General features: G+C 45.6%; 10 protein-coding genes. 3 read left to right on the top strand and 7 right to left on the bottom strand.

Features of this window, described 5'->3' with window-relative positions:
* On the bottom strand, window positions 1-1,461 hold the full coding sequence (locus tag TOL_RS06825) for a Wadjet anti-phage system protein JetA family protein (protein ID WP_015486573.1): 1,461 nt from the start codon (window positions 1,459-1,461) through the stop codon (window positions 1-3).
* Between the two features lie 159 nt (window positions 1,462-1,620).
* Between TOL_RS06825 and TOL_RS06820 the strand changes: the two genes are divergently transcribed.
* The gene (locus TOL_RS06820) at window positions 1,621-2,136 is read left to right on the top strand and encodes a hypothetical protein (RefSeq protein WP_015486572.1); all 516 of its coding nucleotides are present in this window, start codon (window positions 1,621-1,623) and stop codon (window positions 2,134-2,136) included.
* The gene (locus TOL_RS06815; protein WP_015486571.1) at window positions 2,120-4,498 is read left to right on the top strand and encodes a sensor histidine kinase; all 2,379 of its coding nucleotides are present in this window, start codon (window positions 2,120-2,122) and stop codon (window positions 4,496-4,498) included. Before TOL_RS06820 ends, TOL_RS06815 begins: the two co-directional genes overlap by 17 nt.
* A gap of 54 nt (window positions 4,499-4,552) precedes the next feature.
* Here TOL_RS06815 and TOL_RS06810 read toward each other — a convergent pair whose 3' ends face one another.
* Together TOL_RS06810 and apbC are read right to left on the bottom strand one after the other, a co-directional pair.
* Complete coding sequence (locus TOL_RS06810) at window positions 4,553-6,595, bottom strand: NADPH-dependent 2,4-dienoyl-CoA reductase (protein ID WP_144055340.1); 2,043 nt, start codon at window positions 6,593-6,595, stop codon at window positions 4,553-4,555.
* A 335-nt stretch (window positions 6,596-6,930) separates the two neighbouring features.
* Window positions 6,931-8,025, bottom strand: coding sequence for an iron-sulfur cluster carrier protein ApbC (gene apbC, locus TOL_RS06805; RefSeq protein ID WP_015486569.1), 1,095 nt, complete (start codon window positions 8,023-8,025; stop codon window positions 6,931-6,933).
* Between the two features lie 224 nt (window positions 8,026-8,249).
* Here apbC and TOL_RS06800 point away from each other — a divergent pair, with 224 nt between their 5' ends.
* Window positions 8,250-9,704, top strand: coding sequence for a TrkH family potassium uptake protein (locus TOL_RS06800; protein WP_015486568.1), 1,455 nt, complete (start codon window positions 8,250-8,252; stop codon window positions 9,702-9,704).
* On the opposite strand, the gene TOL_RS06795 is transcribed toward TOL_RS06800, so the two are convergent.
* Genes TOL_RS06795 through TOL_RS06780 form a run of 4 tightly spaced genes read right to left on the bottom strand, consistent with a single transcriptional unit; the run spans window position 9,701 to window position 14,069 of the window.
* Window positions 9,701-9,982: a hypothetical protein gene (locus tag TOL_RS06795; RefSeq protein WP_015486567.1), complete on the bottom strand. Its 282-nt coding sequence runs from the start codon at window positions 9,980-9,982 to the stop codon at window positions 9,701-9,703. The genes TOL_RS06800 and TOL_RS06795 overlap by 4 nt on opposite strands.
* A 54-nt stretch (window positions 9,983-10,036) precedes the next feature.
* Complete coding sequence (locus tag TOL_RS06790; protein ID WP_015486566.1) at window positions 10,037-11,653, bottom strand: ABC transporter ATP-binding protein; 1,617 nt, start codon at window positions 11,651-11,653, stop codon at window positions 10,037-10,039.
* An 8-nt stretch (window positions 11,654-11,661) separates the two neighbouring features.
* Entirely contained in the window at window positions 11,662-13,095 is a 1,434-nt protein-coding gene (locus TOL_RS06785; protein ID WP_223248650.1) for an ABC transporter permease, read from the bottom strand.
* Window positions 13,092-14,069, bottom strand: a complete 978-nt coding sequence (locus tag TOL_RS06780) for an ABC transporter permease (protein WP_015486564.1) — start codon at window positions 14,067-14,069, stop codon at window positions 13,092-13,094. Before TOL_RS06780 ends, TOL_RS06785 begins: the two co-directional genes overlap by 4 nt.
* Between the last annotated feature and the right edge of the window lies 1 nt (window position 14,070).

Here is a 14,070-nt window from a genome sequence, read left to right as displayed (position 1 = left end):
TCAAGACTCTTTCTGAACCAGTTCAAAGGTAAAATGATCTTTTTTGGTGAAATACACATCGCCCTGTTCTCGGGCTGGGCTTTCATCATAATCAATACGGAAGGTGAATTCGGACGACAAGCCGTCGGCTGCACCTAGGCCAATAGCATGCGCTACGGCGAGGAAATCTTGCGCCGATTCAATCGGCATATCTCGGGTTGATACCGGCTTACCCGTCGACAATTGGCGTTGCATGTAGTTTTTCAAAGCCTGCTGATTAACAAGGAAGGCTTGATCCAACACTTGCTGCACATAGATGTCGCGACGCGCTTCGATATCGAAATCGCCTTGGCCATCGTCTAAATGCGCTTCGATATGACGACGATGACGCGGCGCAGCCATACGCACTTGGCCAGGATCCACTAATCGCACTTGTGGCACGGCCATTAACTCACCGGCCCGCTCTAAAATGCTGTTTTGTTCTTTCTCGGTCTTACTGGCCAAGTGCTTACACACGGTCAGTACGTCATTTTTAGACTGCGACGCGAGATAACTCATTTGACGAATAATGATGTCTGCACGTTTGGTAAAGCTTTGCAGTGCGCGACGCAGTGCTGGCAGCATGATGTCACTGGCATTACGCAAACGCATTTCGATGCCATCAAGCAAAGTCCAAAATACCGACTGCCCTTCTTGCCCTAGTTCCGGCAGGAGTTCACGTAAGCGACGCTCGGTCTTCGCTTTGAAAGCGACGTCTTTTTTACGGATAGCATTGATGATCTTTTGAATAGTATCGCGATGCTTCTCAACGTTGTCCGCCGACAAACGCACAGATAGATCGGGCTGGAAGCGATTCTCCATAAAATCGAAGAAGGCTTCACTGGCACGCTGAATAAGAAGCTGATCTTCCATCTCACGCACAAGATCACGCTTACGTTCTTCCAGCTCGGCAATCACATCGGTGAAATCACTAATAATACGCTCAGAGTATTCATAGGCGTCCAACAGGTCATAGATATCGCCGCGCTCTAAGAAAGATTCTAGCGAGTTACGTGTGTTGCGCGTATTACGATGGCGAGTGCGCGCCATTGAACGACTTTCGGTGATGAATGGCTCTGTGAATAAGCGCCCGTAGCGAGTAAACGCAAAGGTACTTTGCAACGTGGCTTCATCCACCTGCTTTTCTAACCAACCATGTTCTAAAAGTTGATTGAGTACCCAACCGGCTTGCTCGCGGCTGTTACGAAAGCGACCGTCTGGCGTATCGTCAGCTTCTTCGCTGCCATCCGCCAATACAGGGGCACGTACAAGCGCCTCTTGAAATACCTCAACCACCGTATCACGTTGAATTGCTTGGCCATAATCCGCACTGCTGGAGCTATACAGTCGCTGATACAGCTCGCGTAAGCACTCCATAATCTGTGCCCGGTACTTGCCGGTCATGGGGCGGAAAAACTGCCCTCGTTCCTGTTCAAAAAACATACGATTCAATTCAATTTGTCGCGATTCAAACGCGCTAGATTACTGAAAGCAGAGCGCCTTGACCAGTGCAGAAACCAATGAGTGTGTAACCATAGGTGAATGCTTCGCCCTTATGCAGGTTCGAGCTATACTAAGTGCGCCCTGAAAAGGAAATCTTCTATGCAGCAACACCCTGAAACTCGTGCCAAATCACTCTTTTTTGAAGTCGGCACTGAGAAGCTTATCGAACTGTCTCTGGCCTCGTTTGGCCTGTATAGCTTCTATTGGACCTATTGTAACTGGCTCCAGATTGCCCGTCGTGGTGGCCAAGTAAGCCCCATCTGGCGCACCTTGGTTAGTGTTGTCTATCAATTCGACCTATATCGTAGAATTAGTAAAACTGGCGAAGAGTTTGGCGAACCTACACGCTGGAAGCCTGCTCGCCTTTATTTTCTCTACTTGCTGTTTACCCTAATGCCCATATGGATGCTTATAACCGACCATTATTGGGGGCTATTAGCCAACCTAATGACTTTGCTACCTAATCTATTGGTTAACCAAACCATCAACAAACTTCACGATCAGCGTATGCATTTCTTTGCTAAAAACACTGAGCTATCTGGCTTGAATTGGGCACTGATAGTAAGCGGCATGATTGCTTGGCTTACCCTGATGACGTATGCGTTGGTTCAATAAGCTTTTTGCTTCTATAGGATTTGTCATATTTGCACTGGGCAATCTGCTACCTGCGGCATCTGCAGACACGCCTCAAGACTTAGAACGTCTCGTGATTTCCGCACCGGGAAGTCAGTATATTGGCAGGCACGTTCAGTATATCGAAGATCATAATCGCAGTTATCGATTAGAAGACGTCATGCGCTCCTCTGCTTGGCAAATGGATGATAAAGAAAGTCTTAACTTTGGTTTTAGCGATTCTGCTTACTGGCTAAAAATCAAACTGACTAGTGATGTCAGTGGTAATTGGTATTTTTGGAATCGCTATTCACTCTTAGATAAAGTAACACTCTACTTATGTACTGCAGATTCTAAGCGACGCTCCCAGTGTCGTATATCAACCGCTGGGGATTCATTACCTTTTGCGGAAAGAGAAATAGCCCATCCCAATTTGATTTTTGCTTTACCGCTCACCGCTGGTAATAGTTACGACGCTTACATATTTGTCGATACGCAAGGTACATATCAACTGCCAATAGAACTTATTGATGGCGAAAGTCTGCGCTCTGGCTTGTTAGGCAATAACATACTGCGAGGTGGATATTACTCCATGATGATTGTCATGGGGCTTTATAACTTATTTATATTTTTTTCTATACGTGATCGAAGTTACCTATTTTACTCTGCCTTTGTTGCCTCATTCTTATTGTTCCATATGTCGTATGAAGGCTCGGCCTTCCAATATTTTTGGCCAAACTATCCAGAATTAAACAACATTGCTCTACCCTTCTTTTTTGCTTTGGCTCAGTTGGCAATGAGCTGGTTTATCCCCTCGTTTTTACGCTTAGAAAAATATGGTCCAACCAGCTTTCGACTCTTTCGTATATTCAGTGCATTGGCCATCGTTTTTATGGCATTGGCACTGATTACGCCCTATCGCTTCAGTGTTTCTACACAAAACCTGTTCAGTTCATTAATGGCAGTATCAGCTTTAGTTATCAGCACCTCGTTCTGGCTAAAGGGACACAGAGGTGCGCGTTTTTTCACCATTGCTTGGGTTATGTTAATCACAGGTATGGTTGTTGGTAATCTTAGTTCTTTAGGAATCGCCCCTACTAATTTGCTAACGCTATTTGGATATCAATTTGGTTCATTTTTCGAAGTTATCTTCCTATCACTTGCTCTCGGCGAACGTATTATTCGCTTACAAGATGAGCATACGAGAGCTCGAAAGAAAGTGGTCGAAAGCCAGCAAGAGGCCATCCGTTACTTACAACGATACGAAGATATTTATCAGAATTCGATTAACGGCCACTTCCGCATGGACGATAGTGGTGCAATTATTAAAGCCAACAAATCATTCACCAAGTTATTCGGCTATCAAACCGAAAGTGAGTTATTAGCCAGCAATATGCTATTAACCGACTACATAACAACCAAGAAAAACAGTGCCGAACTATGGGAAAATTTAAACAAGAATAAGCGTGTGCAAGGTTTCCCGATTACTATTCGCCCATATAACTCTACATCTGATTTACAAGTGCTAATTACACTGCGTCACGACCAATCGGATGACGCTTCTATTTGGATTGGGTCGACGTTAGATGTTACTCATCGTCATCAAAACGAGCTTGATTTACAACGATTGCAAACAGAAAAAACCCAGTCGCTTCGCCAGTTAGTTATGGGCGTATCCCATGAAATGAATACACCACTGGGGAATATTCAACTGGCGACCACATTCGTCGAAGATCAAATAGCCTCTCTGCCCGATAAACAAATGCAACAAGACATTCTTACCGGTTTAACACATATCACAACGGGTGTGCATCGTTTGAGCGAACTGAATGCATTAATTCGCTCATCAGCCGTTGCTGATCATCCCCATCAACCAGAGACCTTACTACTACGAGTTTGGATACAGGATTGGCAGCAACGTATCGCCAATCGCTTTCCTGATATCGACTTAGATGTCGACATCCCCCAACGTAATGCTATTTGGCATGGCTACGCCGTTGCACTCGATCAGATACTAAATCAATTAGTCGATAACTCATGGACGCACAATGAAAAAATGCGTCAATTAAAACAACGAGTCAAAATTAATATCTACATTAATATGGGAAAAGAACTCGTCGTAAAATATTTTGATAATGGCATAGGGATTAAGCCCGAGCTTCGAGAGGAGATTTTCATGCCTTTCTACACCACACAGCGTATCACGGCTAAAAGCAAAGGGCTTGGCCTGTATCAAACACGTAATCTAGTCGTCGAACTAATGAAAGGTGAAATTAGTTGGCCAGAGACCAACAAGGGATTTAGCATCTGTTTGCACTTACCTGACATGGCCTATACATCGCAAGAAACGACGAGAATCAGATAAGCGTAAGCAAAAAAAAACGCCGATAATCGGCGTTTTTTATTACAGCATTACAACTTACAAAGTAGCAGCTAACTCACTCGCCATGCGAATAGCGCGCTTAGCATCTAACTCACCTGCGAACTCTGCACCACCGACAAGGTGAACTTTATAAGGTGCCGCTTGATCGTCTTTCAATGACTCATACAAACCAGCAACCGATACTTGGCCTGCACAGACAACGACGTTATCGACATCTAGTACACGTTTCTCACTACTCTCACCTTTAGTGATGGTAATGTGCAATCCTTGATCATCGACACTATCGTAGCTCACGCCACCAATCATTTCGACACGTTTCATTTTTAGAACGGCGCGGTGAACCCAGCCAGTGGTTTTATTCAAACCCTTACCGTGTGAACTGGTTTTACGCTGTAACAAATAGACCTTGCGTGGCGACGCTTCGACGTCGGCTTTAACCAAACCGCCACGAATGGTGTTCGTTAAATCAACGCCCCATTCTTTCATCCAAGCATTGATGTTCAGTGTCGTAGATTCGCCTTCGTGAGTTAAATATTCACCCACATCGAAACCAATACCACCGGCTCCCATAATCGCAACCGAACCACCCAGCTTAAGATTATTCGCCAGTAAATCTTGATAAGAAACGACTTTTGGATGATCAATACCTGGCATGTTAGGCATGCGTGGAGCAACACCCGAAGCAACCACGATATCGTCAAAACCACCACTACGAAGTTCGTCTTCAGTTACAGTGTGATTCAATTTCAATTCAACGTTGTATTTAGCCAACATAGTTTCGTAGTAACGAATAGTTTCACGGAACTCTTCTTTGCCGGGAATTTTTGATGCGTAATTAAACTGACCACCAATTTCAGCGCGACCTTCGAATAATGTAACTTTGTGACCACGTTCAGCCGCAACAACCGCTGTTGCTAAACCTGCAGGACCAGCACCAACAACAGCAATTTTCTTCGCCTTGCTTACTTGACGATAGATTAATTTCGTTTCATGACATGCACGCGGATTCACCAAACAACTAGCGCGTTTATTGGCGAATGTATGATCCAAACAGGCTTGGTTACAGGCAATACAGGTATTAATTTCGTTGGTACGACCTGATGCCGCTTTATTCACCCATTCTGGATCGGCTAAGAATGGACGCGCCATCGACACCATATCCGCCTTACCAGAGGCCAAGATATCTTCGGCAGTGTCTGGCATATTGATACGGTTAGAAGCGATCACTGGAATATTTACGGCGGCTTTAACACGAGCGGTAATATCAGCGAAAGCACCGCGCGGAACCGAGGTAACAATGGTCGGTACACGAGCTTCGTGCCAGCCGATACCGGTATTGATTAAGGTAACACCGGCTTTTTCTAACGCTTGAGCTAACAAAATAACTTCGTCGATATCCGAAGCTTCTTCGACTAAATCCAACATCGACAGACGGAACATAACGATAAATTTATCGCCAACTTCAGCACGAATTGCTTTAACAACTTCAAGCGGAAAACGCATACGGTTTTCGTATGAACCACCCCATTCATCATCACGCTGGTTGGTGCGTTTGTTCAGCATTTGGGTAATGAAATAGCCCTCAGAGCCCATCACCTCAACACCGTCGTAGCCTGCTTTTTGAGCAAGACCGGCCGCACGCGCATAATGACCGATGGTTTTGGCTATTTGCTTACTGCTCAACTCTTTTGGTTTAAACGGATTAATTGGCGCTTGAATCGCAGAAGGAGCAACGTTCAACGGCGTGTAGCCGTAGCGGCCCGCATGAAGTAACTGCAACAAGATTTTACCATCGGCTTCATGAACTGCAGATGTTACCTTGCGGTGAAATGGCACCTGCCAGCTGCTCATCATCTTAGAACCGAAAGGTAATAAATCACCGGCACGGTTTGGCGAAAAACCGCCGGTCACCAACAAGGCAGCACCGCCGCGGGCACGCTCGGCAAAGTACTCAGCCAACTCACCAAAGTGCCAAGGGCGATCTTCTAAACCAGTGTGCATAGATCCCATCATCACGCGGTTTTTCAGCGTGGTGAAGCCTAGATCTAATGGTTCAAAAATATGTGGGTACTGACTCATGGTTGCTGCCTCGGTCATAACAAGTTGTTTTTTATAGATGCAGCCAGTTTAGCCCGCTTTGCGGCAAAATAAATGACCGTAACGAGCAGATCAGTGATCATTTAGAACAAGCATCATTGTTTAAAGAGAATTATGAGTTATTGCTTTGGTTTGTTGGACGATTTGGTAGCAACTGGCGCAAGTTGGCACTCCTGTCGTCACTGCTCGCTGGCGCTCCCTGAGTAACTCCTACAGAAACGCCGTCTTCAAACAAATAAACAGATGCAGTCAGAAAGGATTGTAGGAGGGAGTCAACGAACGTTTTTTGTTCGTACTCCCGATTGCAAATTGGCCCCCTAGTCTTCGCTAACATCAATCCCAGGAATCATAACGCCAGCAGCCGCTCGCTTAGCTAACTCAACGGCCATGCGACGGGCTGCATGCCGATACATCATGGCGACTTCAGATGAGTCATCGGCAGCAACCGCTGGCGTGCCGATATCACTCTGTTCGCGAATGTATTTAGACAATGGCAATGAACCTAACACTGTGGTGTTGTATTGCTCAGCCAGTCGATCGGCACCATCTTCACCGAAAATATGTTCTGCATGGCCGCAATTCGAGCAGATATGCATGCTCATATTTTCAATAATACCTAGCACCGGAATATTCACTTTATTGAACATTTCTATGCCTTTTTTCGCATCAGCGAGGGCAATTTCTTGTGGCGTGGTAACAACCACAGAGCCTGATACTGGGAATTTCTGGCTCAGAGTTAACTGAATATCACCTGTACCCGGCGGCATATCAATGATGAGATAATCCAGCTCACCCCATTGGGTCTGGGTAAGAATCTGCATCAGAGCACCTGACACCATCGGCCCACGCCACACCATTGGTGTACTTTCGGTCACTAAGTACGCCATCGACATGGTTTTAAGACCATGCGCCTCAATCGGCACAAACCATTTACCATCAAGCGTGTCAGGGCGCGTGCCTTCTTTAACTCCAAGCATAATACCTTGGCTTGGGCCATAGATGTCGGCGTCGAGCAACCCCACTTTGGCACCATCTTTCGCTAGAGCAATCGCAAGGTTAACCGCTGTTGTCGATTTACCTACGCCGCCTTTACCGGATGCGACAGCAACAATGTTTTTTACGTTCTCTACCGCTTCAACACTGTTTTGGCTTTTGCTCTCAGCAACCGACCAAGTTACGTTCACGCTTGCGCTGTCACAGCCGTCGATATTTTCAAGCGCAACTTGCAGCATTTGAGCAACGCCACTTTTCAAAAAATCGGATGGATAATCGAGGTGGATGTCGACACTTACACGACGACCGTCTATACGAATATCGCGTACACAGTGTGCGGCGACGAGATCAGTTTCAAGATACGGGTCAGTATAACTTGCCAATGCAGCGTTAACTTGAATCAGAGATAACTCAGACACAATCCACTCCTATACATAAAAATCGGGATGTTGGATTGTACGCCGCGGTACACCGAATGTCAGCGAGTGTTGGAGGAACAGTTGGTTGTATGGGTGTTACCCTACGTCTGAAATCGTTATAATCGCGCTCGTCGGACAGGAGTAGTGATTAAGGTTGCCTGTCCAGCCCCCCTTTCGACCGTCAACTCCTAGCGTCATTCAGATGAGATTCGAGTAAACAGTTAATGGTGCATTTAAATATCACTCTACGACTCCTTGCCTTACCCATCGTTTGGGTTGGTATTGTGCAGTTGGTATTTGCCGCACTTTCTGAGTGGCTATTTCTTGATCACATGGTTGTTAGTTTTTTAATTCCTAGCTTAAGCATGCTCAGTGTTGGCGCAATCTTATATTTCAAATATCGCACCATTGATTTATCTAAAGCCAGTTATCGCGATGCATTAATTTATGCGACAGCAACGTGGATAGTATCTGGAATATTAGCGGCAATACCGATAGAAATTATCGCCGGCGTTAGCTTTACCGATGCCGTATTCGAGTCTATCAGCGCGCTAACGACGACAGGGGCAACCGTGCTATCTGGCTTAGATAGCATGCCAAAAACATTTTTAATGTATCGCCAATTCCTACAGTGGATGGGGGGTTTAGGCATTGTAATTTTTGTGGTTGCCGTACTACCTATGCTCAACGTCGGTGGTATGAAGCTGCTAAAAGCCGAAACACCGGGGCCAGTAAAAGACGACAAACTCTCTCCTCGCGTTTCGAGCACTGCACACTATTTGTGGGGAGTGTATATATTCATCACCCTCGCCTGCATTATGGCTTATTACATTGGTGGAATGTCGTTATTTGATGCCGTGGCACATAGCTTCACTACGGTATCAACAGGAGGCTTCTCAACTCACGACACCAGCATGGGCTACTTCAATAGTCATACCTTACTCTGGATAAGCAATCTCTTTATGGTGCTCGGCGCTATCAACTTCGGGCTGCATTTTCGTGTATTTAGACATCGCGATTATTCCGGCTACTTTCGCGATGAAGAGACGCGCGTATTTTTAATCATTATTTTAGTGCTCTCGATTTTAGTCGCTGGCTATCTATTCTTCGAAGATACCTACACCAACCTATTTGAATCGATGAGTTATTCCACTTTCCACATCATTTCCTTTATTACCAGTACCGGCTATGGCGCCTCGGGCTTTACCGAATGGCCTGCTGCAGCCACTTGCGTATTAATTATGACGGGCTATTTAGGAGGATGCGCAGGATCAACAGCCGGTGGCAATAAGATTATTCGTAACATTTTGACGGTTAAAATCTTTAATCGCAGCCTCAAACAGATGATTCACCCGCACGGTAAATTTGCGATCAAATATCAACGAAGCCCAGTACAAACAGAAGTACGAAGCGCTGTGATGGCGTTTATGTCGTTTTCAGCGATTTCAACTATCATAATTACCCTAATGCTAATGACAACAGGCTTAGATTTTTGGTCATCGCTGTCTGCAGTAGCGGCATGCGTGAATGTATTAGGGCCGGGATTTGGTGCACTCGGTAATAACTTCGCGCCAGTGACCGATGCTGGAACTTGGTTACTTTCTGGCGCAATGATATTAGGACGTTTAGAGTACTTCACGGTATTCGCAATATTCTCGCCTATGTTCTGGAAAGACTAAGAACGGTTACCCCAGATTTTTGCGATTGCGCGGTCGCTTCCTAAAGCACCGACGATGACGCAAACCCACCCAGCAATAAAAAATACCACGCTCGGGATCATGGCTCCGAACTGACCACCCACGATTGCTAAGACAATCGAAATCGTCGACAAGGCTAAAAACAAACTACCAACACCAATCAGAATGGTGCGATGCGACGGTTTGTAGCTATATTCTTCCGTTCCTGCTTCTAACGGTTTCAAAAGCGGCGAAAATAGTTTTCTTAAAGTATCTTTCATAAATCCTCTAAATTACGACCAAATAATTGGTATGAAACGTATCTGAGTTGTGAATTAAACGTGCTCTGGAATCATGGGCACGGCACTCAGTAATTGCTGAGTATATTCATGCTGTGGATTCTGCATCACAGCTTCGGTTGAACCTTGCTCTACAATTTTTCCATCCTTCATGACTGCGACACGATGGGCAATATGCGGAATAATGGATAAATCATGCGTGATAAACAAATACGACAGCCCCATTTCTTGCTGAAGCTCTTGCAGTAGTTGCAATACTTGGCCACGAATAGATACGTCTAACGCACTGGTCGGTTCGTCACAAATAATCAGCTGAGGTTTCACGGCAATGGCACGAGCAATGGCAATACGCTGACGCTGCCCACCAGAGAACTCATGCGGGAAACGGTCCAAATGTTCCGCCTCTAAGCCAACACGCTGCAAAATTCTGCGGATTTCTTGTTCACGCTCAGATTTGCTCCATTTACCGTCGTTACCACCAACGTTTAAACTAATCATCCCCTCTTCGATAATTTCCCGCACCGTCATACGCGGATTCATCGACGAAAATGGATCTTGGAAAATCACCTGAATACGTTTACGCAGATCGATAAACTCCGATTCATGCAGCTGATCAATGCGCAAACCATTAAAAAGCACCTCACCTGAGGTCGTTGGAGTTAGCCGCAAAATTGCCCGGCCTGCAGTACTTTTACCCGAACCAGACTCGCCCACTAAGGCCAACGTTTCGCCGTGGCCAATGGTTAAGCTAATGCCATCAACGGCCTTGGTATAACCGGCTATTCGTTGCAGTACGCCCTTGCGTTGAGCAAACCACACACAGACATTGGTCATTTCTAACAAGGGTGTTTGTTCTTTGTTAATCGCCGCACGGAAAGAATCCTGGCGCGGTAACGAATGAATTAGCTGGCGACTGTACTCATGCTTAGGGCTACTAAAAAACTCATCTCGTGGAGCTTGCTCTAGCAATTGCCCATGGCGCATAACCGCAATACGATCTGCCATTTCCGCAACAACACCCATATCGTGGGTAATGAGTAAAATACCCAGCTGACGTTTTTTACGCAGCTCATTTAATAAATTCAGAATCTGCTTTTGAATGGTCACATCTAAAGCGGTTGTAGGTTCATCGGCAATCAATAACTCCGGTTCGCATGCCAAAGCCATGGCGATCATGACGCGCTGCTTCTGCCCACCCGACAACTGATGCGGATACCAAGAAGCACGTTGCTCCGCATCCGGAATTCCTACTTCTTCCAGCAATGCAATAACATCTTGCTTAAGCTCAGCCCCCGAACGTTTACGATGCAGCGTTAATACTTCACCAATTTGTCGACCAATAGTGTGTACAGGATTCAACGAACTCTGGGGCTCTTGAAATACCATAGCGATACGACGCCCGCGCACCCCGTTCATTTGCGCTTCCGTTAGGGTGAATAGCGACTGTCCAACCAAGTGCACATCGCCACTCGCAATATGCAAGCCGTCGCTCAGTAATCGCATGATCGCTAACGAGGTCACCGATTTACCGGAACCACTCTCTCCTACCAAAGCGAAGACTTCACCCGCATCAATATGAAAGCTAACGCCATCCACTAAACATTGCTGACCAACGCTGACGCTTAAATTTTGAACTTGCAATAATGTAGACATAACGACTCCTAAACCCGCCCATGAACAGAACGAGGATCGAAAGCATCACGCACACGATCAGAAAATAAGTTAGCCGCTAACACCAACACAAACATCAATATAAATGCCGCGGATACCGACCACCAAACTACAGGATCACGGGCCAATTCGGAGCGCGCTTCGTTAATCATATTGCCCCAACTAGCCATCGATGGATCAACACCAACACCGATATAAGAGAGCACCGCTTCGGCTAACACAAACGCGCTAAAATCGAGAACCAGTGCAATCAAAATAATATGGTTCACATTGGGTAAAATATGCCGGAAGATAATACGCCAATTCCCGACACCAAAGGCATGTGCTGCTTGTACATATTCTAACTGGCTTAGTTTTAAGGTTTCTGCACGCAACAAACGGCACAATCCCGTCCAACTGGTAACACCTAAAATAAAGCACAAAGCAATAAACTTGAAATCTGCACGTTCACTGATGAGCTTAAATTGCTCGGGGTTAGTTTCGATATACACATCAATTAATAACACCGAAGCAGCGATTAATAAGATGCCGGGAATTGAATTTAATGTCGTGTAAATATACTGCACGACATCATCTATCTTACCCTTGAAGTACCCAGCAGAAATACCAAGTACCACTGCCAGCGGCAAGGTTACCAAGGTTGCCAATGTACCAATTAATACACCGGTACGAATGGCTTTAATACTTTGATAGAGCACATCTTGACCAACCTTATCAGTACCCAAAATATGATAATACTGACTTAAGTTCAGCACCCAACCACATAGCAATACTAAAATGGTTAAGGTGGTATAAATAACGGTCCAAGGCAATGGATGCTCGACGGGCGGCTTACGCCGACGCCACGCCGAATGTAAAAAAATCACTAAAAGACAGGGCAGAATCGTTAAGCCAATTGCTCGGGCTGTCTTAACCCAGATATCCAATACATGCTCTTCATCGCGGACAATATGCTTACCTCCGTGCTCTAAACGCGGAAAGGCACGAATAACATAACCGGCATCTGATTCTTGGTTTTCTTTTGCAAACGAATACAAAGCAAAGGGAGCTGAATAGGTTTTTTCATCTTGGCTATCGAGATCGTGCAGAATAATATCCAACACACTACGCACGTCTTGGCTGTAATGAACAGTCCCATCTGCTTCTTGGGCAACCGCCCCATCACCGCCCTCAACTGGCGGTAAAGCCGTACGAAAATGCAGCGAATCCAATACAGCAATCAACACATAAAAGACAATCACAATAAAGGCACCGGAGCCAATTCGTGTGGTAAACACATGACGCCACCGAGCGCGAGCAACTGGATTACGGCTTAAATTTATAAAAAATGCTATCAAGCTAAACAGCAAGATAAAGATAAGAATATCGCTCCATAAGAGCATGGGCTGAAACATGCTGAAATCACTAAACCTTGGCAATGTCATGATAAGCGCACCCTTGGATCAACGAGGGTGTAAGAAATATCGGTTAGTAATAAACCTAAGATATAAAGCACAGAACCTAGAAACACCATCGACCGTACAATGGCAAAATCTTGTGCCTGAATCGCATCTAGGGTGTAACTCCCTAAACCCGGAATCCCAAAGAAAGACTCCACCAGCAGGCTGCCCATAAAGAGCGAGGGGATAACCACCACCACGCTGGTTAAAATCGGAATCAAACCGTTAGGTAATATATGGCGGAATAACACGGTTAACTCAGGCACACCTTTAGCCCGCGCGGTACGAACATAATCTTTACCGGATTCTTCTAGAAATAAGGTTCGGTATAAGCGAGTACCACCACCAATGCCACTGATTACCCCAATAATTACTGGCAGTATTAAAAAGCGAATGGCATCAGGGCCGGATAAATAGCCCGATATCGGCACTAAATGCCAGAGTTTGGCGAAAAAAAACTGACCGCCAATCACGTAGAAAACGCCAGAAATCGACATCAACACCACACACAAAACCATAGCGGCGGTATCGAAAACGCTGGCTCTGAACATCACCACGAAGAGTGAAAAGGCAATATTAACCGCAATACCTATGATAAACGTCGGCAGCGCCACCATTAAACTCGGCCACATGCGCTGTTGAATATCGGAGCCGATATTACGTCCCTCATCCGACTTACCAAAATCAAAGGCGAATAGGCTCAGTGATTTTTCATAAAAAATGGTATCGGTCACTAAACCCAAACCACCCGCTTCTGTATTAAACATGAGCGGTTTGTCGTACCCGCGCTGTGCCTTCCACTGTTCAATCGCTTCTTCCGATACGTGCTTATCACCTAGCTGAACACGAGCCATTTGATCGGGTGTATTCACTACAAAAAACAGTGCGAAGGTTAAGAGATTAACGCCTAGTAAAATCGGAATGGCGTAGCCCAAACGGCGAATAATATAAGCCAACATG

This window comes from Thalassolituus oleivorans MIL-1 (assembly GCF_000355675.1).
In the GTDB taxonomy this organism is placed as follows: domain Bacteria; phylum Pseudomonadota; class Gammaproteobacteria; order Pseudomonadales; family Oceanobacteraceae; genus Thalassolituus; species Thalassolituus oleivorans.
This window is presented reverse-complemented; position numbering and strand designations above follow the sequence as displayed.

Excerpts from the sequence above, each read along its gene's own strand:
- TOL_RS06825 (WP_015486573.1), bottom strand. The coding sequence starts at position 1,461 with ATGTTTTTTGAACAGGAACGAGGGCAGTTTTTCCGCCCCATGACCGGC.
- TOL_RS06820 (WP_015486572.1), top strand. The coding sequence starts at position 1,621 with ATGCAGCAACACCCTGAAACTCGTGCCAAATCACTCTTTTTTGAAGTC.
- TOL_RS06815 (WP_015486571.1), top strand. The coding sequence starts at position 2,120 with ATGCGTTGGTTCAATAAGCTTTTTGCTTCTATAGGATTTGTCATATTT.
- TOL_RS06810 (WP_144055340.1), bottom strand. The coding sequence starts at position 6,595 with ATGAGTCAGTACCCACATATTTTTGAACCATTAGATCTAGGCTTCACC.
- TOL_RS06800 (WP_015486568.1), top strand. The coding sequence starts at position 8,250 with ATGGTGCATTTAAATATCACTCTACGACTCCTTGCCTTACCCATCGTT.
- TOL_RS06795 (WP_015486567.1), bottom strand. The coding sequence starts at position 9,982 with ATGAAAGATACTTTAAGAAAACTATTTTCGCCGCTTTTGAAACCGTTA.
- TOL_RS06790 (WP_015486566.1), bottom strand. The coding sequence starts at position 11,653 with ATGTCTACATTATTGCAAGTTCAAAATTTAAGCGTCAGCGTTGGTCAG.
- TOL_RS06785 (WP_223248650.1), bottom strand. The coding sequence starts at position 13,095 with ATGACATTGCCAAGGTTTAGTGATTTCAGCATGTTTCAGCCCATGCTC.
- TOL_RS06780 (WP_015486564.1), bottom strand. The coding sequence starts at position 14,069 with ATGTTGGCTTATATTATTCGCCGTTTGGGCTACGCCATTCCGATTTTA.